This window comes from Cohnella sp. WQ 127256, from assembly GCF_024519285.1.
Taxonomy (GTDB): domain Bacteria; phylum Bacillota; class Bacilli; order Paenibacillales; family Paenibacillaceae; genus Cohnella.
Genome location: NZ_JAMZCY010000005.1, coordinates 38,983 through 63,566 on the forward strand (window position 1 = coordinate 38,983; position 24,584 = coordinate 63,566).

The following is a 24,584-nucleotide window of genomic DNA, read 5'->3' on the forward strand; positions in this document are numbered from 1 at the left end:
TACGAGGGTAGTAGCAATCCCCTCTGCCTATCAAGAAGGATTAGCAGTAAGGATACCGCAAAATAACAAAAGAGGATTGTTAACATGAAAAGACATGTTAGATACCCGCTCTACTTCATCTTACCAGCATTAGCGATCTATGTTGTCTTGTTTGTATTCCCCACCTTGTCCGGATTTGCATTTAGCTTTACGGACTGGAGCTCCTATAGTGATGAAGTGAACTTTATTGGCTTTGACAATTATCGTTCCTTATTCTCGGAAGGTGTGCTGGGGCTAGCTATTAAAAATACGCTGATTTATGCGTTTTTCGTGACAATCTTCGTCAATTTGATTGGTCTTATGCTTGCACTCATGCTTAATCACAACTCCAAAATGAGTAAATTTTACAGGACCGCCTTTTATACCCCTGTTGTAATAGCGCCACTAATTGTTGGTTATATTTTCACGGCTATTTATAGTCCGGAGAACGGTATCTTGAATAATATTTTGCGTTCAGTAGGCTTGGATTTCATTGCAGTTGACTGGCTTAATGACTCACGGTATGCCTTATTATCTATTATCATGACTGAGCTGTGGAGAGGCGCGGGGTTCGCAATGGTTATCTATCTTGCTGGTCTAAAGACGATACCCAATGATTTGCTCGAGCAAGCCGGAGTAGACGGAGCTAGTGCATCTAGTAAATTCAAGAATGTCATCTTCCCTTTGCTTGCGCCATCTTTTACAGTCAATTTCTTACTTACGATTATTAACTCGCTGAAGGTTTTCGAAACAGTTCTTGTGCTTACCAATGGAGGTCCTGGTTATGACACCGAGGTTTTCAACACGCTAATCTTCCGGAACTTCTCGCGGGGGAATTGGGGTTATGCCACTGCTTCTGGGCTAGTGTTAACCGTAATTGTCTCAATTATTGCGATTACCTTCCTGCGTGTATTGCGTAAAAGGGAGGTAGAGATGTGAGCATCCGTAATTTGAAATGGAGTCGAGTCGGAGTGGAAGCACTGTTGTTCGTACTCGCACTCGTTGTCATTATTCCGTTCCTAATGATCGTAGTCAATTCTTTAAAGGATGTAACTGAAGCTGGGCGATTCAAGTTAACATTGCCAACCACGTTGAATTTGGATAACTTTCAAGCCGTATTTGCCGACGGGAAAATATGGCGGGGGTACATGAACAGTGCATTGATCTCTGTAGGAGCGTTAGTCATTACGAATCTTTTTGCCTCTATGGCTTCCTTCAGTATTCAGAGAAATGGTTCACGCCTAACCCATTTTCTTTACTACTTTTTTATCGTCGGCTTAGTGATGCCTGTCTCACTAATTCCAACGATTAAGCTGATGATGGGTTTAGGTATTCACAACTCCTATCAAGGAATGATTTTGTATTATTCATCCGTTTTACTGCCTTTTACAATTTTCTTAATGACGGGTTATTTGAAGACCGTTCCAAGGGAGCTAGACGATTCAGGCATTATTGATGGCTGTGGACCGTTACGCTTATTTTTTAAGATTATGCTGCCCTTAATGCAGCCCGTCATGGTGACGGCGTCGCTTCTGACTATTATTTCAGTTTGGAATGATTTTATGGGGCCGTTCTACCTGCTAACAGATGGTGCCAAGTGGACGGTAACCGTATCCGTATACAATTATGTTGGAAAATATAGCTCGGATTGGAATTTGATATTTGCTGATATTTTAGTCGTAATCATGCCTATTCTTGTCTTGTATTTCATGCTGCAAGAATACATCGTTGAAGGAATGACTGCAGGTGCTTTGAAGGGATAAACATATTGAATGGCAGGAGGAATCTGGACGTGAGCAATCAGATTGAACATTATGAGAATCTATTGAGAGATTTCATTACTTCGCAGGTGGATACGATTCTGAAGGAGCCTGTACATTACTTAAAGCATCCATTTGTGGATCCCGGTTCGATCTATGATGGTAATCTGTGGGATTGGGATTCATTCTGGGCGGTGTATGCCCTCTTGAATTTAGTTGACGAATCGGAAGCGGGAGCGGAAAAGAAGAAACGATATATTCGCCATGCGAAGGGGAATATTCGGAACTTCTTGGACTATCAGATGGAGGATGGTTACATTCCGATGATGGTTGCGACGTTAGATATTAACTCGGAGCTTCCAGAGCCTTACTTGAACTTGAAACGTAAGGAAGGCCTCATTACGAATATGCACAAGCCGTTTCTCTGTCAGCAGATTGCGTTGATTAGTGGTTTCAGTGAGGACTACTCCTGGATTTCCGAAGATTACGCAAAGCTTGAAGCTTATTTTGAATGCTATGATCGGGGATACCTAAACGAGAATTGCAGTCTATATGTATGGGCTGACGATATTATGATCGGAATGGATAATGATCCTGCGACCTTCGGTCGACCAAGGTTTTCGACCGCGAACATTTACTTGAACGCATTCATGGTGTCTGAATTGAATGCAATGGCTGTTATTGCAGAAAATTTAGGGATTTCATCAAGAAGCGAGCATTATCGGAATAAGGCGGTGGCTCTCACTGCAGCGATTCAGGAACAATGCTGGGATCAGCGCGATAAGTTTTTCTATTCTGTTGATGTAGATATTAAGACAAGGCACTACGATTGGTTCCATCAAGGTCTTGGTGTATTTTGGAAAACATTGCCGATTAAGATTCGCGCTTGGACTGGTTTTATTCCGTTGTGGTCACGTGTTGCAGAGCCTAGACAGGCTGCTTATCTCGTTGATGATCATGCCACGGATTATAATACCTTTAATAGTCCTTACGGAATTGCAACTCTGGCACAGGATGAGAAAATGTTTGATTGTCGTGCAACGAATAATCCTTCCAATTGGCTCGGGCCAATCTGGATTGTTACGAATTATGTTGTATTTCGTGGGCTAATGAATTACGGGTTTGTAGATCAGGCTAGGGAACTTTGTGAGAAAACAGTAACCTTACTCGGACAAGACCTCGAACAAACGGGAACTTTGCATGAATACTACATTCCACGGTCGGGTGAGCCTGTTATGAACGGTGGTTTCCTGAATTGGAACTTACTCGTACTCAATATGATTGATGAATTGAAGGGGAAAGAGCCAATGAGCCGGTTCTGGACTTAGTGTTAAGGTGGATGAAAGGAAAGAAAAAGACCGGGGGAGCCTACCTCCGGTTATTTTTTATTTTACAACGTAACAGTGTTATGTTACACTCACTGTGGAGGGATGATTATGGAGCGGGATTTAATATCTAAGAAGGATTTGCTCGATGAAAAGGGCATTTCTTACGGACAATTGTATCGGTGGAAGCGAAAGCAGCTCATTCCCGAGGAATGGTTTATCCGAAAATCAACGTTTACGGGCCAGGAGACGTTTTTTCCTAAAGATTTAATGCTGGCTCGCATCGATAAAATCATGAATATGAAGGACGATTTATCACTGGATGAGCTTGCAGATAAGCTTTCTCCGTTATTGCCGGATTATGAAATGCGTAAAATTGATATCCACAAACGAAACATTGTTTCACAGGTTGTGTTGGAGCGATTCACACCCGAGGATGCAGACAGTGTGGTCTATACCTTCGAGCGATTGCTATATCTCTATGTCGTCGACAAGCTCCTTCAAGCGGGGGAGATGAGCTTGGAGGAAGGAGAGCGGTTACTGCATCTGATGAGGGAGCATTTTCCTAAGTTTGAGGGTAAGCCTTGTGATCTCGTTTTTATCCGCAAGATGGGGGTATCGTCCTTTGCATTGCTATCGGTTCCTGCAGAGATGTATTACGAAAGCGGAGTTAAGCTAATTGCACGATTACCAATGGCAGAGTGTATTGAACAGTTGAAAGGAAAATTGGTGTAGGGGGAAAGAGGATGGAGCTTTCTAAAAAAACGGACTTAATCATTAATGGGGTGAGCACAGCTGGAGGCGGGGTTTATGAGAAGGTTAAGATTGATGGTATCGGAACCGTTGAAGGGAATTTAACCTCATCCACATTAGATGCGAATGGGATAACTAAGATCAAGGGTGATCTCCAAACAGGAGCATTGGATGGCGATGGCATCCTTAAAATTTTCGGTAATCTATCCGCTGGAAAAACTCTCATGGATGGTCAAATGAGTGTGAAAGGGAACTATCGAGCAGATCACTTAACCTTGAATGGCATTCTGAATATTAGCGGGAATTGTGAGATAGAATCCTTTGAAGTAGAAGGGGCCTTCGAAATAAAAGGGCTACTGAATGCAGGGAGAATGAACGTAAAGCTACAAGGGAGAGGTAAGGCGCATGAGATAGGTGTTGAATCCATGCAGGTGCGTAGGGCGTCGAGAAGTGTATGGAGTAAATTATGGCAATGGATGCTTCCGAAGTTCACCCCTGAGCTTCAAGCCGAGACGATTGAGGGTGACGACATCGACTTGGAGTTTACGGAAGCGAGAGTCGTAAGGGGAAACCGCATTATCATTGGCAAGGGCTGCAATATTGAGCTTGTTGAATATCGTACGGAGTTGAAGGCTCATCCAAGTGCCAAAATCGGTAGGGAGGTGAAGGTCGGTGGCTGAGGAAGTGAGACGCGATTTGAAGATGATTGGTGAAACCAGCTCCGCGGGAGGAAAGTTTCGTCATATTAAAATAACGGGTGAAAGTGTATTAACTGGAGATGTTGATTGCATTAAGCTGGCGAATACGGGCGAAGTGGTCGTAAACGGAGGCCTACGAACGAGAGAGCTTAAGGTGACTGGCGAATGTGAAGTTAAAGGGAGTCTTGAGGCGCAAATTGTTAGAGGACGTGGTGAGCTTAAAATTTCTTCTAGCATCCGAGGAGAGAACATTAAGTTCACAGGTAACATCGACGCTGGTGGGAATTGCGAGGTTGGAGTGCTTGAGATGGATGGAGCATTCAACGTGGCAGGTCTTCTTAGCGCGGATGTATTGGAATTAAAGATGTATGGTCCTTGCAGGGCACGGGAAATCGGTGGAACTAAGCTTGTTATAAAGCGAAGCAAAGCTACGAAGCTGCTTAACTTGGTTAACCTGAAAGGGCATGCTCATCTAACCGCCGATCAGGTTGAAGGAGATCTGGTGGAACTCGAGCATACGATTGCTGCGGTTGTTCGCGGGAATAACGTAACGATTGGTCCTGGCTGTCAGATCGGACGCGTAGAATATCGGGATACGTTGAATATTCATAAGAGTGCGTTGGTGAAGGAAAGTCATCAACTATAAGTGGATTTTCGTTCATATTCAGTTCACAAATGGATCGTATGGTTACACTGTCAGTTAACATGCTAGTGGGATGGTGTTCGTTTAATGGGAATTGTAGCGGAAAAAGGAAGCAAACAGGGGAACAATAAGGTGCTCGTGTTAACGGGATTACTCATTGGCCTGATTTTTGCGGAGCTCGACGAAACTGTGGTATCGACTGCCATGCCAACGATCATTCGTGATCTTCACGGACTCTCGTTATACGGTTGGGTCGCCGGGGTCTATATGCTGGCCATCACCATGTTTATGCCGATTATAGGAAAAATGGCTGATCTGTACGGACGTAAACGAGTCTATTTATATTGTATGGGGTTGTTTATCACTGGATCTATTGTAAGCGGGCTTGCTCCTTCTATGACATGGCTGCTCATTGGTCGAGGGATTCAAGGAATAGGTGCAAGTGGATTAATGCCCCTTGCACTTGTCATTATTGGCGATACCTATCCTTTGGAGCAACGGGCGAAAATTCAAGCCTTATTCGGCCCGCTAATGATCCTTCCTCAGCTACTAGGACCAACTGTCGGGGGATATCTAGTCGGCCACGTCAATTGGCACTGGGTATTCCTCATCAATATTCCGGTTGGGTTGGTTGCTGCTGCCGTCCTTGCCAAAGGCATGAGGGAGAGCCGAGGTGAAGAGAAGAAATATATTGATTGGGCCGGCGCCTTTACGCTGGTACTGGCATTGCTGAGCTTACTCATGGCTCCGGTGCTTATAGACAATCAAGATTTAAGCTGGTCATCGCCTTTAATCATCGGTTTGTTAACGATATCTGCTCTCTTGTTCGCACTCCTCATCCGCATAGAATCTAAGGTGAAGGAACCGATCATTCCCTTACATTTGTTTAGGAACCGCAATGTAGTCGTATTATCTATTCTCGTATTCACGTTGATGCTCGGAATAATGGGAGGCTTCGCCTTGTTCCCTTACTTCGCACAGAATGTGATGGGATTAACGCCAACGGCATCGGGTTACTTAATGTTTGCCTTTATGGCGGGAGCCATCCCTTCAAGCATACTGAACGGTTTCTTGATCACGAGAGTCGCCTATCGAAATCTGTTCATTTTCTCATTCACACTACCTATCATTGGGTTCTATTTATTATCACACCTAAGTGTAGAAACGACGACGATCTACATCATAGTCAGCTTCTTTATTCTTGGTATAGGGTTAGGAGCTCTGTTCGGGGGAGATAACCTGATCGTACAGGAGTCGGTCGATAAAGCACATAGCGGGATCGCCTTATCCACGGTGCAATTGTTTCAGGCGCTTGGTGCTACAATTGGTCTGAGTGTTTTTGGGAGCTTGTTATCTAGAAAAATCGGGAACGGCATTCTAAGTCTGAAGGATCAGCTTCCCGCAGGGACAGCAGAAAATATCGCAACCGATGGCATACCTTCGGGGATAGCACCGGAAATACTACTGAAAGTGCAAGCCTCATTCTCGGAAGCGTTCCAGAGCATTTATGCGATATCACTAGGATTCGTGATCGTGGCATTCGTAATTTGTTGGTTTCTGAAAAAAGAAGTATTGTCCAAGAGGGTGGAAGAGGTCGAATCCGAGATCGTTGCTAGTGCATAAGATAGACGATTAGGATTGTTGAAGTTCACAATGTTTGAAACTCCGCCCTCTTGAGGTTGCGCGGAGTTTTTTGATGAGGGAATTGATCGGAAAGCCAGGGTGTTTGTGTTATAATGGAGACTGATATTTTATCGTGAAGGGAATTTCAAAGGATGAGTCAGAAAACGAACGATGAATTACGGCAAGAAGTTACGAAACGCCGTACTTTCGCTATAATTTCTCACCCCGATGCGGGGAAAACGACTTTAACAGAGAAGCTGCTTCTGTTCGGGGGAGCCATTCATACAGCGGGCTCAGTCAAAGCGCGTAAAGCAGCACGGCATGCGACAAGTGACTGGATGGAAATCGAGAAGCAACGGGGAATCTCGGTAACGTCTTCCGTCATGCAGTTCCAATATGAAGGCAAGCAGGTTAATATTCTGGATACGCCTGGTCACCAAGACTTTAGTGAAGACACGTATCGTACGTTAACTGCTGCGGATAGTGCGGTTATGCTTATCGATGTTGCCAAAGGCGTAGAGGCACAAACGATCAAGCTATTCCAAGTGTGCAGCAAACGAGAAATTCCAATCTTTACGTTCATTAATAAGCTTGACCGTGAAGGGCAAAACCCATTTGAGCTACTTGAGGAAATCGAGCGTGTTCTTGGGATTAGATCTGTACCGATGAACTGGCCGATTGGGATGGGACGCGAGCTGTGCGGCGTATACGATCGGATGAAAAACCAAGTGGAGCTGTTTCAAGGTAAAGACCACTCCAAAATCGAGGTTCGCAAGACAGAGGATTATAACGATCCGATTATTCGTGAAATGGCTGGCGATCATTTAGCCGATCAATTGGCACAGGATCTAGAGCTTCTCGATGTCGCTGGCGACGCCTTTGATTACGAGAAGGTTCGTAAGGGTCAATTAACGCCTGTTTTCTTCGGAAGTGCGGTCAATAACTTTGGAGTTCAGACTTTCCTGAAGAACTTCCTAGAGCTGGCACCACAACCTACTGAGCGTAAGAGCACAGAAGGTATGATTAGCCCTGAGGAAGAGAAGTTCTCCGGTTACGTATTCAAGATTCAAGCGAACATGAATCCAGCCCATCGCGACCGTATCGCTTTCCTGCGGATATGCTCTGGTAAATTCCAACGGGGAATGAGCGTTCGGCATGTACGCGCAGGTAAGGAAATTAAGCTGTCTCAGCCGCAGCAATTTCTAGCGCAGGATCGGGATATCGTTGAGACGGCCTACCCAGGCGATATTATCGGTTTGTTCGATCCTGGTGTATTTCGGATCGGTGATAGTCTAAGTGAAGGTCGGGATATTGTATTCGATGAGCTTCCTACGTTCTCACCGGAGATTTTCTCGAAAGTCTCGATCAAAAATGCGTTAAAGCAAAAGCAGTATTTGAAAGGACTCGACCAGTTAACCGAAGAGGGTATGGTACAGGTGTTCCGTTCAGTTGGTGCATTTGAGGATACCTACTTAGGCGTTGTAGGGCAGCTGCAATTCGAGGTTTTCGAATATCGTATGAAAAACGAATATGGCGTTGATATCCAATTGTTCCGGACACAGTTTCAATTTGCACGTTGGATTGTTGGCGAGAAGGTTGATCCGAGCAAGTTCCGAATCAATTCGATTCTGGTCAAAGACAAGAACAATGTTGACGTTGCGCTATTCGAAAATGAGTACGCTATGAGAACGGCAATGGAACGGATGCCTGAACTGAAATTTTTGGAAGTCGCTCCTTAATGCCACGCGGAGTAAATAAATGAGATCACAGTCACTCGTCGCCAATTGGCGGCGAGTTTGTTGTATGTGGCGTCAAGGAATTGTAAAATGAAAAGAAAACTTGTTCGGAAGTAAGGTGGAGTGCTCATGGGCAAACGGTTAAAGATTAAAGGTGGCTTTATCGTCAGACCGGACGGAGTCGTTCAAGGGGACTTGACTATCGAAGATGGAGTTATCATTTCTATTGCTACGAATGATCCTTCAGAAGACCAATCTGATGATCAAGTTGTGGATGCGGCAGGGGCATGGGTGCTTCCCGGACTCATCGATATTCACTGTGATGCGATTGAGAAAGAAATCGAACCCCGCCCCAACACCCTTTTTCCGATGGATATGGCTTTTTTACAGTTTGAGCGAAAGCTCGCAGGACATGGCATTACGACAATGCTCCACTCCTTGTCACTTGGTGTAGGACTAAGCTTACGCGGAGAGCACCTTGTCGCTGAGCTAATACAACTGATTGCTGAGCTGCGGTCGGAGAGAGCGATGATTCATCATGGCGTTCATCTTCGTTATGAGGTTTCGCATCTTACGGGATTTGATCTGGCAAAGAGATTAATGGATGAAGGCTTACTTGATTATTTGTCGTTAATGGATCATGCACCAGGGCAAGGGCAATATCATCGACCTGGCGCTTTCCAGCGCTATGTCATGAAAAACCAAGGCGTAGGATTGGAAGAGGTTGCGAAAATCGTTGAGGAGCTGGAAGAAAGAAGAAGCAAAGTGGATTGGAACAAGCTGAAGTCGTTGACTTCAGAAGCTCGCAGGCACGGCATCGCCGTCGCTTCTCACGACGACGATAGCGCTGCGACTGTGAATCGTTCACTTGATTTTGGAGCAACGGTTTCTGAATTTCCGCTTAATCTTGAAACGGCTAAGGTTGCCCATAGCAAAGGAATGGGCGTATGTGTTGGTGCACCCAATATTGTTCGAGGGGGTTCCCATGATGGCAATCTGAATGCGGTTGATGCCATTCGTGAGGGAGTAGCGGATATTTTATGCTCCGATTATCATCCTGCCTCGTTGCTGCAATCTATTTTCAAGCTTGAAGCTGAGGGAATAGCACTATCTAGAGCTGTAGCCATGGCGACGCTCAATCCTGCGAAAGTGGTTGGACGCGATGATGCTATCGGTTCAATAGAGCTTGGCAAACGAGCAGATGTTATTGTCGTGCGGAAGGTTCGGAATAACCCACTTGTCCAGTACACGATAGTCGATGGAACACTCGTACATCAAACACAGGATATTGTTTAAGCTTGTTGTGGAGCTAAATGCTTATGAAGCGTGTCGACCATTTTTTTGCGAGCTGCAGCAGTGCTATCGTTCCATATCATTTCGAATAATACACCTAAACCAGGTAAAGCCATTTCTTCATGGCCGATCGAGCCTTCAATAATTTCCGTAAGCTCGTCGTTATTTTTACCTTGTACTCTTTGATTAATGGCTTGTCTAAGATCTAATTCCACGGTTGTGCCTCCTTCAAGGGGAACTTCCTGTGTAGAGTTCCCTTTGGGTGCAACGGTTATGCCAGTTATCAGATGTGTTATAATGAGCGCATTGGAAACAATCGTAAGGAGGTACGTACTAATGGCCAAGAAACCTAATGCTAAGAAGCAATTTGCCATTATTGGACTAGGAAGATTCGGTTCAAGTGTGGCGAAATATTTAGCAGAATTGGGTTATGAAGTGTTGGCAGTGGATGACAATTCTCAGCGCGTGCAAGATATTGCACATGCAGTGACACACGCTGTTACCGCCGATTCCACGGACGAAGAGGCAATGAGTGCGCTTGGTATTCGTAATTTCGATGTCGTCGTTGTTGCAATCGGACAAGATATTCAATCCAGCATATTGACGACTTTAATCCTGAAGGATCTTGGAGTTCCGTATATTATTGTGAAAGCACAAAGCGATCTGCATGGTAAAGTGCTAAACAAAATTGGGGCGGACAAAGTCGTGTTCCCGGAGCGGGACATGGGACTTCGTGTTGCGCATCATCTGATTTCTCCGAACATCCTTGAGCACATTGAACTGTCTGCCGATTACAGTATTGTGGAGATGAAGCTTCCGTCCTCGATGGTGGGCAAAAACCTCAAGCAACTTGATATTCGGCTTAAATACAATTGCAACGTGCTAGCTGTTAAACGTAATGGGGAGATGAACATTACGCCGCGTGCGGATGAGCCATTGATCCATGATGATATTCTCGTCATTGTGGGCAAGAACGATCAATTAACGAAACTGGAGCAAGCAAATGCGGAACCTTGATGGATATATTAGTTCGGCCTCCAACCCGCGGGTGAAAGAGTGGGCTAAGCTACAAGAGCGTAAATACCGCGAACGAGAAGGCAAGTTTCTACTTGAGGGTATTCATCTTGTTAAAGAAGCATTGGATGCACACTGGCCGATTGAGGTTATTGCTTTTGACGAGGGTTCAGGTGTCCTTGATGCTTTTGAGGAGTATTTGAATGGTGAACAACAGGATGGCCCTGTTTGGATTCCGGTCTCACCGGAAGTCATCATGAAATGCAGTGAGACGGGAACGCCGCAGCCGATATTTGCTGTCGCGTTAAAGCGTCCACCGAGTGCGGAGATACTATTTGGTCATGACAACGGCTTAGTTGCTGTGCTTGATGGGGTGCAGGATCCGGGTAATGTAGGTACGATTATTAGATGCGCAGCCGCAAGTGGAGCGACAGCGGTCATACTGGGTAAGGGAACTGTGGATTTGTATAATCCGAAAACAATCCGCTCCACGATGGGAGCACTTTTTCACGTTCCCGTGCGCGAAGCCGATTTAAAAGTGTTGTTGCCTGAGGCTACTGCCCAAGGTGTCGCTATTGTAGGGACAAGCTTGCAAGCAGCACAATCGTGTTATGATTACGATTTCCGTGGGCGTAATGTCTGGTTAGTATTTGGGAATGAAGGTAATGGGCTATCCGAAGATGTTTCTTCATTAGTAGATGCGAATGTAATTATTCCAATGACGGGCCGAGCGGAATCACTTAATGTTGCGATGGCCGCGACAGTGTTGCTTTTTGAGGCTCAGCGTCAGCGGCAATATCCAACGAAAATAAACTCATAACGCAGAAAAAACTGAGGAAACCTGCAGAGTAAAAAAGCCAGAGAAGCGGGACTATAAAGCCCGTAACTCCAGTACTACCAAGGGAAGAGAGCGAGCAACATAGCCCTCTCCCTTTTCTTTTTCCTAAGCATTCCCCAAGTTTCCCATACCTCTTTATTTTTTACTTTCTATCTTTTCCTCGATAATTTCTCAATCATGTTTTGTCGTTTCATGTTATAATTTGGATGCCACTTTTGGGGTTGGATAAAATTGCTATGGTATATTAGGAAGGTATTATTCATCGAAGGGAAAGTACATAAAATGAAGAACGGTCAGCTGATATTGATTTTTATTTGTATATTTATTGTTCTTTCTGGTTGTAATGAAAAAAGTAATGAGTCTAATAAAGGTAACACTAATTCATTAATTGACAAAGTAGAAACAAATCAAGTAGAGAAAGAGATCAGAGAAAAAACTGAAATCATAGAGAAAAGTATTGAAGATAAAATGATCTCGTTAAATGAAAATATGGCTACGCAAAAAGCAAAGATGGAACCCATATTAAATGAATTACAATCTAAGCAGTCATTAGTAATGGATGAGAGTAGTGGTTTTCAAGATGTGTATTTTGGAGATCTTGTTAACAACAAGCCCGATGGTTTTGGTAGCCTCAGAGTTTATACAAGTAGTAAAAATGTTTCGTCTTACGTAGGCCAATTTACGGAAGGTTTACCTAATGGTGTTTCCTTAACCTATTTCAATGACGATTCGGTATATGTTGGAGAAGTGAAAAACGGGAATTTAATAGGTCAAGGAATATATGTAGAAGCATTGTTCGACGAAGAAAATACAAAAGAGTATGTTGGCGAGTTTATTCAATTTGATAGCGGTAAATATTTTGCAGAGTACACTGAGGAACCAGATGCAGTAACGTTTCAAAATGGCGATTTTTATAAGGGAGGCTATACTACACTTTCTAACGAATATGACTATTCTTTTGAAGGACCGGGTATTTTCTCAAAAGGTTTTGGTGATTCCAACCGATTCACTTATAAAGGTAAGTTTAAAAATAATAGACCAGTTCCCCAGGAAAATGGATATGCTAAGGTGACTTTAAATAATGGAGATATCTATATTGGTCAAGTAGTCAATAGTATTCCCAATGGACTTGGAGCAATCATAAGCACCAAGGATGATAGTTATGCAGGTGTATATTTCGGGAATGTAGTAAATGGAAAAGCAGATGGATATGGAATTCTCGATAGCTATATAGGCAACTTTGTTGATGGGAAAATTCATGGCATAGGATACGCATTCGACGGGACTGTAGAAATTAGAGGTTTCTTTGAAAACGATTGGGACGGAGTAGGGGTAATAAAAAGCACTAATGATGAGTTTACTGGAGAGTTTAAAAATAGAAGCCCCTATTTAGGGGAACTCTTGAGCGATCAATTACATTATACAGGCACTTTTGAAGAGGTAAATGGTAAAGTAAGCCCGCATGGTTTTGGCATGATTAAATATTCGGATAAAGTTTATAAAGGTGAAATAGCAGATAGTATTTCTAATGGACTGGGTGTAATTGAACTTACTAATGGCGAAGGTGTAATTGAATTTTCTAATGGCGACAAGTTTGTTGGGATAATAAATTTTGGGTTAGCTTATGGAAATGGATATTATACAAATAATAAGGGAAATGAATATTTGGGTTTATTCAATAAGGGTAGACCACAAGACCCTGTTGTGGGTGACAGTAGTAAAGTAGTAGCAGATTATCTTATTCTTTCCGAAACGAGCCACTTTATGGATGTCTCGGTAGTTCAATGAATGGACAGGGTAGCTGGTTAGTGAATGCAAGAAACAGCAAAGGCAGTTGCCCCAAATACCTGAAGTTCCTTGCCTGCACGTATCGGGTATCATCAAACACATAGAAAAACGAGGCAGCCTTCTAATGGGGGCTGCCTCGTCGCATCTTGAGGGGGATAACCAAAACAGTTTTTTACAAGCTAAATGGAAAAACCTTCTTGACTTATAGGGTAGGGGGCTATACTATAATACTGTAAATGACTTTGGAAAAGTTTTGCCGAGAACTAATCCAAAATATCATACGCACATCGTCCGATTTATTTGGCCAGTGGGTGTGTTTCTTGGGGGAGTGATAACTGAATGGTTGAGCTGGAACTGGACGATGCTTATCAATGTACCGGTGGGCCTGTTCGCGCTGTTGTACAGCATGAAGACCGGCTTTAAGTTTGACTAAATTAAACAAGGAGTGATGAAAGACATGAAGCGACTGCTATTTCTCTTGGTATTGATCACAGCTGTACTTACAGCGTGCGGAACGAACGCATCCACAAAGGAAGGGGACCATTCTACGATGGATAAGGATCATGGTGGGCACCAATCGGATAACCAAACGAAGGAAGCGACAGGCCAGGAGCATGCCGGGCACGGGAATGAAGGCGGGAATGACATTCAAGCCAATACCGTAAAGGCCGTATGGACCCTTGCAGGCGGACAAAAGCCTCAGGCGAAGCAGGATACGACCATTCGTGTGGAAATTCAGAACAATAATGACATGCCGATTGAGGATTTTGATACGAACCATGAAAAGAAGCAGCACTTGATCATTGTCAGCAAAGATTTGTCGTTTTTCACCCATATCCACCCCGCATATAAAGGCAATGGCGTATTTGATATTACGACGCAATTTCCAGCGGGCGGGGATTACAAGCTGATTGCTGATTTCCTTCCGACCGGCGGCAGCGCGATGACCAAGATGGAATGGGCTCATGTAGAAGGAACTCCGGCGAAAGTGGAACCGATTCAACCGAATACAGACTTAACAACGGTTGTGGACGGGAAGCAGGTCACGCTGCAGTTCGATCAGCTTGCGGCGAACAAAGAATTGATGCTTACCTATACAATTAAAGACGCGGAGACGAAGGAACCTATAACGAACCTTCAACAGTATCTGGGCGCGGTGGGGCATGTCGTGATTTTGACGTCCGATGCAGAGAAGTATCTGCATGTACATCCGATGGAAGAGAAAGCGTCAGGTCCGGATGCTCAATTTATGACGACGTTTCCGAAGAGCGGTATCTACAAAATATGGGGACAGTTCAAGCATAACGATCAGGTGATTACCGTGCCTTTCGTCATAAAAGTGCCTTGAGTCAAGTAGAAAGTATGGGAGAGTGAGTGGAATGGCCATGCAGAAATTTGCCGTTACACCCGGCTTTGAGGTAGGCGGTACCTTATTTAAACCGGAGCAGCTGGCAATTCTGGGACGTATCATTGGCGAAAATGCGAAAATCGAATTAACCACGTTTAAGCAGCTCTATGTCGCCATGGAAGAGGATCGGTTAGAAGAAGTTCAGGGGGAACTTCGGGAGGTAGGGCTGCAGATCCTTCCTTCGGGTTTTTTCACCAAAAGCCTGATCGCCTGTAATTTCTGCAAAGGAGCAGATGAGGCTAGATTGGAACTGGCCAAAGCACTGGATGAGGCGATTTCAGGCCATGAGGTACCGAGCCCGCTGAAAATCGGCTACGCAGGATGCGCCCTGGGAACAAGCGAACCGTTGCTGAAAGATATTGCCGTCGTGAAGATGAAGGATGCATTCGATATTTACGTCGGCGGTGAAGCGAAAGGATTGAAAGCTCATCTCGCCAAGCTCTTTATGTCCGGGGTGAAGGAGGAACAGGTGATTCCGATCGTTTCTCGATTAATTTTCACTTTTCAGGAGCAAGGGAAAAAGAAAGAGAAGTTTAGCAAGTTCATTGAACGCATAACGATAGAAACACTCCGGGAAATCAATGCTTAATTTTGATCATGTTACTTTTACTGTAAAAGGGTATTATGAATACACGGATCTAGAATTAGAGTTCTGAATGGAAGGAGCTACATCATGAGTGACAAAAAGTCATTACTAGAAGCGTATAAAGAAGCTTCTTTTCCGGTGGATGGGCATGGAAAGAGAAACATAGAAGTATTGCAGGCAGCCTTTAAAGAGATTGAGGGCGATGTGGATAGTGATATTTATGGTAAGGGTGCAACCATTGAGGATTTTCAGGGACGGATGGCGGAGTTTCTGGGGAAAGAAAGTGCTGTGTTTTTCCCGAGTGGGACGATGGCACAGCAAATAGCCTTGAGAATTTGGTGCGATCAAAAGGGGCTTAAGAAAATCGCATATCATCCTTTGAGCCATTTAGAGCTGCATGAGGAAGACGCTCTTAAACAGTTACATCATATTGAGCCAATTCTAATCGCGGACAAAACAAGAGTGATCAGGCTGGATGATGTCATGAACTTGCAGGAGGATATCGCTTGTTTGTTGCTTGAATTGCCTCAACGGGAGATTGGTGGACAACTACCGAAATATGAAGAGCTTGTAGCTATTTCGGCCTATTGCCGTGAACGCGGGATCAAGCTACATCTGGACGGGGCGAGGCTTTTCGAGATTACACCGTATTATCAAAAGTCTGTGGCGGAAATTTCTCAGCTATTTGATAGTGTTTATGTTTCCTTTTACAAAGGGATTGGCGGTATTGCGGGGGCGATTCTCGCGGGGGATGCGGAATTTACAAAGGAATCGAAAGTTTGGAAAAGACGACATGGAGGCGACTTGATCAGTCTGTATCCTTATATTCTGAGCTCCGATTATTATTTCAAACAAAGAATCGATAAGATGGAACAGTACTATATACAAGCAAAAGAGCTTGCTAGCTTTTACAATCAGTGCAGTGGTGTTGCAACAACTCCTGTCGAACCAGTTTCGAATATGTTTCATGTTCATGTTGAGGCGCCTAAAGAGCTACTTGAATCGATATTGATCAGCATATATGAAACGACAGGTATAGGATTAACTCGTTACTTGAGAGAAACTAACGAAACGAGCTGCAACTTTGAAGTGAGTATTGGGGATCTGTATGCCAATCTGCCCAAGGAACGGGTAAAAGAAGCTTTCAAGCTACTGAATGAGAGACTAGAGAGTACTGTTTCTTAGGGGGAAGACACTCATAATGATCATACTAGGCTTCTCTGGAGTTCTTTGAACTTCTAGAGGAGCCTTTGTGTTTCCGCTATATAGACTGTTTTACTTCCCCATTAAATTCACCCCAAATAGTAGCCGAAACTACAACTTTCGGATAATATTCGCAGTCCTATCGACATGCTATAATCCACCTGATGAAAGATAATGATACTGGGGTGAGGGCATGAGGAAGGCAAAGATTTCGCTTCTCGTGGCGGGATGTATTCTTTTATTGGCGATGGTAGCGGGTTGCAGCGAGAAGAAGAACGAAGCGACAGACACAATGGCTCTGAGTAAATCGGATGCGAAGAAGCTAGATGATTACTTCGCAAAGGAGAAGGAGGCACAGGAAAAGAGGGATAAAGAAGCGAAAATTCCAGAGGACTATCCACAAGAGCTTCCTTTATTAGTAGATGACGCCTTTGATATTTACTACAATAATAATGATGCGGGAACTAGCTTCCAAATCAGCTTCAGCACAATGCAAAAAATAGCAGATGTAGGCCAGCTTTATAACGATTATATAACAAAAAAGGGCTTTGATTATAAGGAAGATGATCATGGACCAGCGAGTAATATTTATGCCAAGGGTGAGATGCCGGATTGGAAATTCAAACTCAGCGTTATTCTCGTAACAACGGACAAGGGGGATGCATCGAGAGTAGATATTGAATATTTCAAGTAAGTCCTACACTTTTTTGCTCAGTAGTCGGAGCCGTAGTCATGGTCGGCCATAATATACGTCTCAATAAAACACCAAATAGACCGAGTGTGCCTATCATAAGCCCGATGAGAACGAATGAGCGACTCACACCAACGGAATGGATGAGCATTCCACCAACGAGTGGAGCTGTTAGCATGACAAAGCTCATTATCGTATTTTGTATACCAAATATGCGCCCAGTCATATGGGGAGGCGTTTCAGTCTGCAGAGTAAAGCTATGAGTAACCATATACAACCCGTTTCCAATACCAATCAGAACACCGAAGCTCAGCAGTATACTGATTCCTATTCCCGGCTGGGAGCTCCCTAATAGGAGGATGCCTGCACCAATCAGAACATAACCCCCACCAAGCCCCCAGCCAATGGTAATGCGATTAAGCCGATTCAACAAAACGATGATTCCCACTGCTCCAGCACCAATTGCCGATATAAACCAACCTAGCAGCGATTCATTGTGGGGATCAATCTCTCGAAGTACGGTTGGAAATTGATAATCGATTAGCAATATCGCTAGCAAACCGAAAAACCCGAACACAAGCGTATGCAATAACCTCCTAGTCTTCAGCATGAAAGACCAGCCTTCCCGCCACTCAACCCAAAACTTAGTGAGACCTTCCATTTGTTCACGAGAGGGAGTAACGAATTCCTCCCTCATAAGGCGTAAGGGCCACAGCAACAGAGCTGACACAACTCGTGCCACCGCATTCAGGATAATACAAATTTGAGGAGTCAGCACAATCAGTGTAATTGCGCCTAACAGAGGACCAGCTACCTTAGAGCTTTGATTCACCAGTCCGTTGAGTGAAGTAGCCCGGAGCAATAATTCGGAAGGGACGACTTGTTTGGTTAGTGCTTGCTGAGCGGGAACATGGAATAGGCTCGCTGTCGCACGAAGAGCAAGCAGCGGCAGCAGCAATGCCAAATTCGTTGCGAGTAGGACGCATAGTGTCAAGACTGCAGTTAACATATCGCACAGGATCATGATTCGGGATTTGCGGACACGATCCACTATTGTACCTGCAAAAGAACCAAGCAACACACCTGGCAAGGCCATTACTGTTGGGATGAGTGCGATCAAAAGCGGGTCGACTCCCCAGCGGTAGACGACGAGCACTTGAATGGCGAGCATATCAAACCAATCTCCGAAAGAAGCAAGGGTATAGGAAGAAAATAGCCGTCTAAAGCTACGGTTCGAGAACAGTGCGGAACGAGACTTGTCTTCCATGGATTATTCCTCCGAGTGGTGGGTTTGGAATAATTGTATCTCATGGATGTCAGAGGAATATCAGAGGGGGATGAGTATGCTATCGAAGATTCGCTCGATCTCTTCTCTGCGTTTTGTGAGCTTATATTTTTTATTCAGTGACTCATAAACGGCTTCATATTTCCTGAGCAGGGCAACGTCAGACACATGCTCCTTCAAATAATTAACGATCTGGCAGGTTGAGATCAACTGTAAGGGCACGTTCAAGGACATGCTCAATACATCTAATCCCTCATCTAGCATGACAATTGCTTCTTTTCGCTCCCCGATGGTCAGCAGCCACAATCCCTTCACAATTATGTATCTTCCAATCTCTCGCAAGTACGGCTTTTCTTGAAGTAATTCCTCCAGATGGACGGCAGTTCGCTTCACCTCATCTAGGTCACCTGCCAAAAGAAATACATACATTTCCGTGATGGCAACTGGCATGACAAAGCCGCTTAATTTGTCTTCTTTAACTGTTATGCGAGTATGTTCGAATTTGGCAATCGCCATTAAGGGTTTCCCCGCATCCGCATATACTTCTAGAATATTCAGAATCGTCATCTCTCTATGCTGCTCACGCGATAGATGACCTGAGGCTAGAGCTCTCTCGCAGAAATCCAACATCTGCTCCGGGTTAGGTGCCGTCCCTTTGTAAAATAACAACAGCCAGTATAACTTTTCACGAACTGGAATGCCGTTGTCATAAGTAAACCAAATAAGATCACCTTGAATGAAATGGATGTAGATTTGATAATAAGGATCAACCTCGAAGCCGAGCACATCCTGTTGGGAGGATAGAGCCAACAGTGATTTTCCCTGCCCGAACAGATGATACTTTTTGAACAAACTACTCATGGTAGTCTTCATGTCCATGTCAGACCTCGATGGATTATCCATCTGCTTTGGTTCACTCACCGTAAGGCTATATCCATATCCCCGTACCGTATTGATTGCAATACAGTCCCAGCGTTTTAGTTTTTTCCTCAGTCTGTAAATATGATCGTCAACTGTTCGTTCCACTGGATACTCAGACGGCCATACTCGGTCAAGCAGCTGTTCTCTTGTATAGGTTCGGTTACGGTTCTCGAACAAAAATTGAAGTAGGGCGAATTCTTTGGCCAGTAATTGTTGCTCATCCGAGCCACAGGTAACTAAATAACCAGTAGGATCATAGACAAACTCTAACATCATCCGTCTTCCTTTCGTTCGTAATTCAGATTTATTTCTCAACAGCTTCATATGTAGCGGAAATTCACATGACTATTGTAGCACTAGAGTGGCAACTAGGTGCAAACGAGGCAGGGAAATCCTCAATAATGCATAAAACAAAATTTTTTACATTCATTTCATTTCATTTCCTTTTCTCTTATCATTGATCTAAAACTAATTCTATTATTGTTATATCATTTATGGAGATTAGATTCTGCAACCCTGATTACATTTTGTGAATTTATATGTTGCTCAGCATCAGGCGAAGAAATATTGGCTTCGTCTGCGAATTTGCTAGATCCGAATATAACCAACTGCTTTGTGACATATTACTTCCAGTATCGAAGAACGCGAGACTGGAGTGAAAGTTTTAATGAAACGCTACACTTTGCTTATGATTTCTGTCGCTATGCTCATTTTGTTGTTCCCATTGACCACGGCGGCAGCGGATATAGGGAAACCGTATCACTTTGGGTTTAAGAAAAGTAAAAACGAGACCCTTCCTTCTATTAATGAAGAGGGCTTTAAGGACATCGTTCAGAAGAACGGGGCTATTTTTCTAGGGGATACAAGTAAGAAGGAGCTTTATCTCACGTTCGACAACGGTTATGAGAATGGGTATACAGCCAAAGTATTGGATGTGCTCAAGGAGCGGCAGGTTCCGGCAGTCTTTTTTGTTACGGGACATTTTGTAGGGGATCAGCCCGATTTAGTCAATCGAATGGTTAATGAAGGTCATCTGATTGGTAATCATTCGTGGAGTCATCCCGATATGACCCAAGTTTCAACTGAGAAAATGAGGAATGAGCTGGATAAAGTAAAGGAGCAGGTTGCGAGCTTAACGGGGCAAAAAGAGATGTATTTCATGCGACCGCCGAGAGGGATTTTTAGCGATCGGATGCTTGCTGCTAGTAAGGATTTAGGGTATATGAATGTTTTTTGGTCTGTTGCTTATAAGGATTGGGATATTCATGCGCAAAGAGGACGAGACTATGCTTATTCACAAGTCATGTCGCAGCTTCACCCTGGTGCAGTCATCCTGCTCCATTCGGTGTCCAAGGACAATGCAGATGCTTTGGGTAAGATTATTGATGATGCTCGTGAGAAGGGCTATGAGTTCAAAAGATTGGATCAACTGACGGCTAAAAATTATTAAAGATATCGTATACCCCAAGTCGCCTAAACAAAAGAGACAGCACTCGTGCTGTCTCTTTTTGGTTATGGATAAAGTTGTCATGAAATTTCCAGCCACAGTAACTTATTTGTTTTTAAATCGTCTCTATACATAATAAACCAATTCGGAGGAACAAGATCATGCCCCATAAGTCAGCCGTTGCTGCGATGATCATCGTATCGGCTTTAATTCTGATCCTTTTTCCGAGGATACCAACAACGAAACAGATAGCCTTGACGTCGCAAGTGGCTCTAGCCAAACAGGGTGAACGAGTTGTCGATGCTATTGTACCTATCGCTGTTGAAGGTAAACCAGCACTCGATGTGGATAAATCCCTATTTCCGCCCTTAAAGGTGTCTGCAATCTCTAAAGACAGAGGCTTCCAGCTACAGTTCGATAAAGAACAGTATGCGAGGCTTGTGGGAACAGTAAGTACCCCAACTCGTGTCATTCATTCTTACGTGCGAAACGATTACAAAGAGGACGGAACTAGCGACACTTGGACACGTTATGATGCTGTAGTCGTTAACCCTGATACCCGTGATATTAAGGTTTATCCGATGTATGAATTGAAATCGCTTGAACCCAGCTTCGGCAACAGCAGCTTGTTTACGTTGATTGATGATCGTAATGTGATGTTCATAAGACCGACTTTGGATGTCAAAATGATGAGTTATGATTTGGTGCGTTTGGATATTGAGACTGGAAAAATTGCAGTTATTGCTCCTCGAATTTGGGAAGTTGATACGTATAATGGGGATTCTTCTGACGATTTTATGCTTGGCGCGCACTATTCGAAGCAGACGGATAGTTCATATGGGAAGCTCCTGTTGACCAGCTTTAAGGGACGATTATGGCAAATCGATGTGGCTAGTGGAGAAGTTCAGACGAATGGGACGAATACGTTCCCCGCATATGGTGATCCGGGTAGCAAGCCGCCCCGTGAGCTCATTTACCCTTCGTCAGATTTGACGCGATTCGTCTATCAGCACTGGGGAGCTAATCGCTTTGACATTATTGATCCAACGCTAAATAAGCCGATTCATCAAATCCGCTTTGAGGACACGGTAGCGTTGATGGATCCTGGAATCGTTTGGAGTCCGAACAGTCAGATGTTTTTTATGGAATACGGCAATCGTGATCAAGCACTTGGTAGCTATACGGATAATGGAATGCTTCTGTTTGCCCAAGGAATTCGCTTCTATGACCGAGACGGTCAGGTTCTTCGGACACTTGAGTTGCCGTCAAGCAAGCAGAAGCGGATGAATGTGTATGGTTGGGCGGATGAGGGAAAGGTGTGGATCGAGTACTTCCAGGCGGTTAGTGTTGAAGAGGGTGAGCCGCTCAAGAAAGAGGTCTCTTATAAGTTGTATGATATCCGTACTGGGAAACTGACGGATTATCGCATTACGGATGACTTTAGCAGGCTGCAAAAGATATCTGTCGTAAAGAGACATAAAGGGTACAGCTTTCGTTCATTACCTTATTTAATGGTAGATACGACCAACCACCTTCTCTGGTTGCCGCCAAGCAACGCAACTGCCATGTGGGATGATGAGCAGCTCTACATGCAATTATCGGGTGAGGATAGTAGCTATTTGCATAGCTGGAACCCAGCCAAACGATCATGGGATTGGGTTCACTCTGATCCAGGGGAGAACATTAATGGCTTTCATCATTTTACAGTGCCTACTTTAGTTCAGAATCAATGGTTGCTCTATCAACGGTATTCGGATCAAAATATCGATTACGTAACCATGAAAGAGCGTGTAGAACGAAACGCCGATGGACTGCCGGTGCTTGTTGGAGAAATTGCGAAGCAGAAAGGCCGCCAAGATTGGTGGGAGGATGAACGTAAATTCGATGTGTTGAATGCAACGACCTTGCGAGCAAGCGGGATATCACGTTACGGAAATTTGAAGGTGAAATCCCAGCCAGGTGAGCTGCGACATATTGAAGATGCGGGGCCTTATTATTATGGAACATACCGAGTAGAATACACGAATTTGCGAGGCGACAAGAAGCAATTGCAGCCGCTTATCGATGTGACCTTGCGTCAGGATTCTCCTTCAATTATGCGGAAATATGAGTTTGACGGGTATGATATTTTTCTATTTCTGAAGGACAGCTATCGCTTTAGCAAAGGCTATGATGGCGGGACACGAGAAATGCTAGCCTACGCGATTACGAAGCAGGGAGAGTCGTTCCCGCTAGAGTTTCAATATATTCATGATGCGAAAGGGTTGCAGCGCTCATTGGTTCTCGAATTTAATGATAATGTACCGATTGAACGTGATGGGGCAAATCTCATTGTTCAAACGTTCATGGATCATCGTAACAATAAGCTAATTGTGAGGCCAAGCTTAGAGAAACGGGCACTGATCGTTGTCGATGCAGGTGATCGATCAGCCGAGTACGAGCAATTGGTGAAGATTACGAGCCGTTATTCGAATAGAATAGAGCAAGCTTTAGGACTTGAGGAAATCAATTTGCCCGACGGGAAAATGGACTTAAAGCCATTAAGGGCATTGTTCACCGATCAAGCATGGAACAACCCGGGCTTCCAGCATTTGAAGAAGGATTTTGCCACAAGCAAGCAAAAGGGCAACTCCTCCAGAGCATTCGCATGGGAGCCCGTTGATGCCCAATTTGTCTCTCCGGATACGATTCGCTTTACGTTCACACTTAATTTGTGGTATGCCATTGGACTCGCAGCGCATTTAGAGGTGGGGTTAAAGCTGGTGGATGGCAAATGGATGATCTATGATTTAGGGTCGCTTGAAACCGAGAAGTTAGAGGGCTTTCCTGGCTATAATGGTCTGATAATACGGGATCCGCTTGAGCTAACAAATTAAGAAGAGGAGACGGTTGAAATGAAAATTTACTTTCGGGACAACTTTTTCAATAGCGGGCGGACGGAAATCCTGAGCGAGAGCAATGAATATGTGGGAGAGGTTGATTTGCGCAGTTCATTTGGTTCAGCCCTTGATGTCTATGGTGTAGACGGAGGTCACCTGTATGGGGGCAAGTTTCCAATGCTGTCATACAAATGGATTGTGACTGGGCCAGGCGGGGTGGAATGGGGTCAATTGAGGTACAGAATGTCCTTTTTGTCTAAGCGTTACGAGTATGATAGCTTTACAAGGGGCGTATACGAAATTACCTCCCCGGCATTCTCACGGGAATATGAGATTCATGATGAGAAGGGGGTTCTTGCAGCCACTTTCCAAAAAGAGAGCGGTTGGTTCGAAGCATCCGCTTATTGCTTGACTACCTTTTCGGATGATGTAGATAGCTATGAATGGATTTCCGTTGTTCTTGGTATGCACGAGATCCAGAAACGGCATCGTAGCAATTAATTGGTCATAGATCCCTTTCTCAGATCAGAATTAATTTCGCCCATAGGAGTAGCACAAGGGTACCTGAACGGATGTCTTTTGTTCGCCCTATAGATTGATAAGGGGAACCTCATCATCTATAGGACGAAATTTATGATATTACTCGCTACACTTTAGGCTTTGTTTCATATCCCG

22 protein-coding genes are annotated in these 24,584 nt (G+C 44.2%); 19 read left to right on the forward strand and 3 right to left on the reverse strand.

The window, feature by feature from the left end; genetic code table 11:
• Nucleotides 1-84: 84 nt before the first annotated feature.
• The 9 genes from M1K58_RS15205 to M1K58_RS15245 all read left to right on the forward strand — a co-directional run bounded on the left by M1K58_RS15205 (nt 85) and on the right by M1K58_RS15245 (nt 9,852).
• Complete coding sequence (locus M1K58_RS15205) at nt 85-957, forward strand: carbohydrate ABC transporter permease (RefSeq protein ID WP_256759709.1); 873 nt, start codon at nt 85-87, stop codon at nt 955-957.
• On the forward strand, nt 954-1,781 hold the full coding sequence (locus M1K58_RS15210) for a carbohydrate ABC transporter permease (RefSeq protein WP_256759710.1): 828 nt from the start codon (nt 954-956) through the stop codon (nt 1,779-1,781). Before M1K58_RS15205 ends, M1K58_RS15210 begins: the two co-directional genes overlap by 4 nt.
• 29 nt (nt 1,782-1,810) lie before the next feature.
• Nucleotides 1,811-3,106, forward strand: a complete 1,296-nt coding sequence (locus M1K58_RS15215) for an alpha,alpha-trehalase (RefSeq protein ID WP_256759711.1) — start codon at nt 1,811-1,813, stop codon at nt 3,104-3,106.
• 108 nt (nt 3,107-3,214) lie between these two features.
• The gene (locus M1K58_RS15220; RefSeq protein ID WP_256759712.1) at nt 3,215-3,838 is read left to right on the forward strand and encodes a YhbD family protein; all 624 of its coding nucleotides are present in this window, start codon (nt 3,215-3,217) and stop codon (nt 3,836-3,838) included.
• 11 nt (nt 3,839-3,849) lie between these two features.
• Entirely contained in the window at nt 3,850-4,536 is a 687-nt protein-coding gene (locus M1K58_RS15225) for a hypothetical protein (RefSeq protein WP_256759713.1), read from the forward strand.
• Complete coding sequence (locus M1K58_RS15230) at nt 4,529-5,200, forward strand: bactofilin (protein WP_256759714.1); 672 nt, start codon at nt 4,529-4,531, stop codon at nt 5,198-5,200. The genes M1K58_RS15225 and M1K58_RS15230 overlap by 8 nt, the downstream gene beginning before the upstream one ends.
• Nucleotides 5,201-5,284: 84 nt before the next feature.
• Entirely contained in the window at nt 5,285-6,820 is a 1,536-nt protein-coding gene (locus M1K58_RS15235) for an MDR family MFS transporter (protein WP_256759715.1), read from the forward strand.
• A gap of 152 nt (nt 6,821-6,972) precedes the next feature.
• Nucleotides 6,973-8,559, forward strand: coding sequence for a peptide chain release factor 3 (locus M1K58_RS15240; protein WP_256759716.1), 1,587 nt, complete (start codon nt 6,973-6,975; stop codon nt 8,557-8,559).
• Between the two features lie 126 nt (nt 8,560-8,685).
• Nucleotides 8,686-9,852 carry an alpha-D-ribose 1-methylphosphonate 5-triphosphate diphosphatase gene (locus M1K58_RS15245; RefSeq protein WP_256759717.1) on the forward strand — a complete coding sequence of 389 codons (1,167 nt, stop codon included), beginning with the start codon at nt 8,686-8,688 and terminating at the stop codon, nt 9,850-9,852.
• Here the strand turns inward: M1K58_RS15245 and sspI are convergent.
• Complete coding sequence (gene sspI, locus M1K58_RS29695) at nt 9,849-10,064, reverse strand: small acid-soluble spore protein SspI (protein WP_256759718.1); 216 nt, start codon at nt 10,062-10,064, stop codon at nt 9,849-9,851. The genes M1K58_RS15245 and sspI overlap by 4 nt on opposite strands.
• Before the next feature lie 121 nt (nt 10,065-10,185).
• Between sspI and M1K58_RS15255 the strand changes: the two genes are divergently transcribed.
• From M1K58_RS15255 to M1K58_RS15285, 7 genes are all read left to right on the forward strand, one after another.
• A complete protein-coding gene (locus M1K58_RS15255; RefSeq protein ID WP_256759719.1) occupies nt 10,186-10,866 on the forward strand; it encodes a potassium channel family protein in 681 nt (226 codons plus the stop codon).
• Nucleotides 10,853-11,683 carry a TrmH family RNA methyltransferase gene (locus M1K58_RS15260; RefSeq protein WP_256759720.1) on the forward strand — a complete coding sequence of 277 codons (831 nt, stop codon included), beginning with the start codon at nt 10,853-10,855 and terminating at the stop codon, nt 11,681-11,683. The genes M1K58_RS15255 and M1K58_RS15260 overlap by 14 nt, the downstream gene beginning before the upstream one ends.
• 300 nt (nt 11,684-11,983) lie before the next feature.
• Nucleotides 11,984-13,489, forward strand: a complete 1,506-nt coding sequence (locus tag M1K58_RS15265; RefSeq protein WP_256759721.1) for an MORN repeat-containing protein — start codon at nt 11,984-11,986, stop codon at nt 13,487-13,489.
• Between the two features lie 457 nt (nt 13,490-13,946).
• The gene (locus M1K58_RS15270) at nt 13,947-14,837 is read left to right on the forward strand and encodes a hypothetical protein (RefSeq protein WP_256759722.1); all 891 of its coding nucleotides are present in this window, start codon (nt 13,947-13,949) and stop codon (nt 14,835-14,837) included.
• 31 nt (nt 14,838-14,868) lie between these two features.
• Complete coding sequence (locus M1K58_RS15275) at nt 14,869-15,486, forward strand: NAD(P)/FAD-dependent oxidoreductase (RefSeq protein ID WP_256759723.1); 618 nt, start codon at nt 14,869-14,871, stop codon at nt 15,484-15,486.
• A gap of 84 nt (nt 15,487-15,570) precedes the next feature.
• Nucleotides 15,571-16,668 carry a threonine aldolase family protein gene (locus M1K58_RS15280; RefSeq protein ID WP_256759724.1) on the forward strand — a complete coding sequence of 366 codons (1,098 nt, stop codon included), beginning with the start codon at nt 15,571-15,573 and terminating at the stop codon, nt 16,666-16,668.
• A gap of 211 nt (nt 16,669-16,879) precedes the next feature.
• Nucleotides 16,880-17,380: a hypothetical protein gene (locus M1K58_RS15285; protein WP_256759725.1), complete on the forward strand. Its 501-nt coding sequence runs from the start codon at nt 16,880-16,882 to the stop codon at nt 17,378-17,380.
• On the opposite strand, the gene M1K58_RS15290 is transcribed toward M1K58_RS15285, so the two are convergent.
• Nucleotides 17,373-18,644: an MFS transporter gene (locus tag M1K58_RS15290; protein WP_256759726.1), complete on the reverse strand. Its 1,272-nt coding sequence runs from the start codon at nt 18,642-18,644 to the stop codon at nt 17,373-17,375. The two genes, M1K58_RS15285 and M1K58_RS15290, sit on opposite strands and share 8 nt — an antisense overlap.
• Nucleotides 18,645-18,704: 60 nt before the next feature.
• The gene (locus M1K58_RS15295) at nt 18,705-19,859 is read right to left on the reverse strand and encodes a winged helix-turn-helix domain-containing protein (RefSeq protein ID WP_256759727.1); all 1,155 of its coding nucleotides are present in this window, start codon (nt 19,857-19,859) and stop codon (nt 18,705-18,707) included.
• 391 nt (nt 19,860-20,250) lie between these two features.
• On the opposite strand from M1K58_RS15295, the gene pdaA reads away from it, so the two are divergent.
• The 3 genes from pdaA to M1K58_RS15310 all read left to right on the forward strand — a co-directional run bounded on the left by pdaA (nt 20,251) and on the right by M1K58_RS15310 (nt 24,410).
• Nucleotides 20,251-21,033 carry a delta-lactam-biosynthetic de-N-acetylase gene (gene pdaA, locus M1K58_RS15300; protein WP_256759728.1) on the forward strand — a complete coding sequence of 261 codons (783 nt, stop codon included), beginning with the start codon at nt 20,251-20,253 and terminating at the stop codon, nt 21,031-21,033.
• A 158-nt stretch (nt 21,034-21,191) separates the two neighbouring features.
• Nucleotides 21,192-23,906 (forward strand): hypothetical protein, encoded by a 2,715-nt coding sequence (locus M1K58_RS15305; RefSeq protein ID WP_256759729.1) that lies wholly within the window; start codon nt 21,192-21,194, stop codon nt 23,904-23,906.
• Between the two features lie 18 nt (nt 23,907-23,924).
• The gene (locus M1K58_RS15310) at nt 23,925-24,410 is read left to right on the forward strand and encodes a hypothetical protein (RefSeq protein ID WP_256759730.1); all 486 of its coding nucleotides are present in this window, start codon (nt 23,925-23,927) and stop codon (nt 24,408-24,410) included.
• Nucleotides 24,411-24,584 lie beyond the last annotated feature (174 nt).

What these genes read in the sequence shown, in the direction of transcription:
- M1K58_RS15205 (WP_256759709.1), top strand. Translation starts at nt 85, where the DNA reads ATGAAAAGACATGTTAGATACCCGCTCTACTTCATCTTACCAGCATTA.
- M1K58_RS15310 (WP_256759730.1), top strand. Translation starts at nt 23,925, where the DNA reads ATGAAAATTTACTTTCGGGACAACTTTTTCAATAGCGGGCGGACGGAA.
- M1K58_RS15245 (WP_256759717.1), top strand. Translation starts at nt 8,686, where the DNA reads ATGGGCAAACGGTTAAAGATTAAAGGTGGCTTTATCGTCAGACCGGAC.
- M1K58_RS15275 (WP_256759723.1), top strand. Translation starts at nt 14,869, where the DNA reads ATGGCCATGCAGAAATTTGCCGTTACACCCGGCTTTGAGGTAGGCGGT.
- M1K58_RS15295 (WP_256759727.1), bottom strand. Translation starts at nt 19,859, where the DNA reads ATGATGTTAGAGTTTGTCTATGATCCTACTGGTTATTTAGTTACCTGT.
- M1K58_RS15235 (WP_256759715.1), top strand. Translation starts at nt 5,285, where the DNA reads ATGGGAATTGTAGCGGAAAAAGGAAGCAAACAGGGGAACAATAAGGTG.
- M1K58_RS15220 (WP_256759712.1), top strand. Translation starts at nt 3,215, where the DNA reads ATGGAGCGGGATTTAATATCTAAGAAGGATTTGCTCGATGAAAAGGGC.
- M1K58_RS15260 (WP_256759720.1), top strand. Translation starts at nt 10,853, where the DNA reads ATGCGGAACCTTGATGGATATATTAGTTCGGCCTCCAACCCGCGGGTG.
- M1K58_RS15255 (WP_256759719.1), top strand. Translation starts at nt 10,186, where the DNA reads ATGGCCAAGAAACCTAATGCTAAGAAGCAATTTGCCATTATTGGACTA.
- M1K58_RS15285 (WP_256759725.1), top strand. Translation starts at nt 16,880, where the DNA reads ATGAGGAAGGCAAAGATTTCGCTTCTCGTGGCGGGATGTATTCTTTTA.
- M1K58_RS15240 (WP_256759716.1), top strand. Translation starts at nt 6,973, where the DNA reads ATGAGTCAGAAAACGAACGATGAATTACGGCAAGAAGTTACGAAACGC.
- M1K58_RS15290 (WP_256759726.1), bottom strand. Translation starts at nt 18,644, where the DNA reads ATGGAAGACAAGTCTCGTTCCGCACTGTTCTCGAACCGTAGCTTTAGA.
- M1K58_RS15305 (WP_256759729.1), top strand. Translation starts at nt 21,192, where the DNA reads ATGCCCCATAAGTCAGCCGTTGCTGCGATGATCATCGTATCGGCTTTA.
- M1K58_RS15280 (WP_256759724.1), top strand. Translation starts at nt 15,571, where the DNA reads ATGAGTGACAAAAAGTCATTACTAGAAGCGTATAAAGAAGCTTCTTTT.
- M1K58_RS15265 (WP_256759721.1), top strand. Translation starts at nt 11,984, where the DNA reads ATGAAGAACGGTCAGCTGATATTGATTTTTATTTGTATATTTATTGTT.
- pdaA (WP_256759728.1), top strand. Translation starts at nt 20,251, where the DNA reads ATGAAACGCTACACTTTGCTTATGATTTCTGTCGCTATGCTCATTTTG.
- M1K58_RS15225 (WP_256759713.1), top strand. Translation starts at nt 3,850, where the DNA reads ATGGAGCTTTCTAAAAAAACGGACTTAATCATTAATGGGGTGAGCACA.
- M1K58_RS15270 (WP_256759722.1), top strand. Translation starts at nt 13,947, where the DNA reads ATGAAGCGACTGCTATTTCTCTTGGTATTGATCACAGCTGTACTTACA.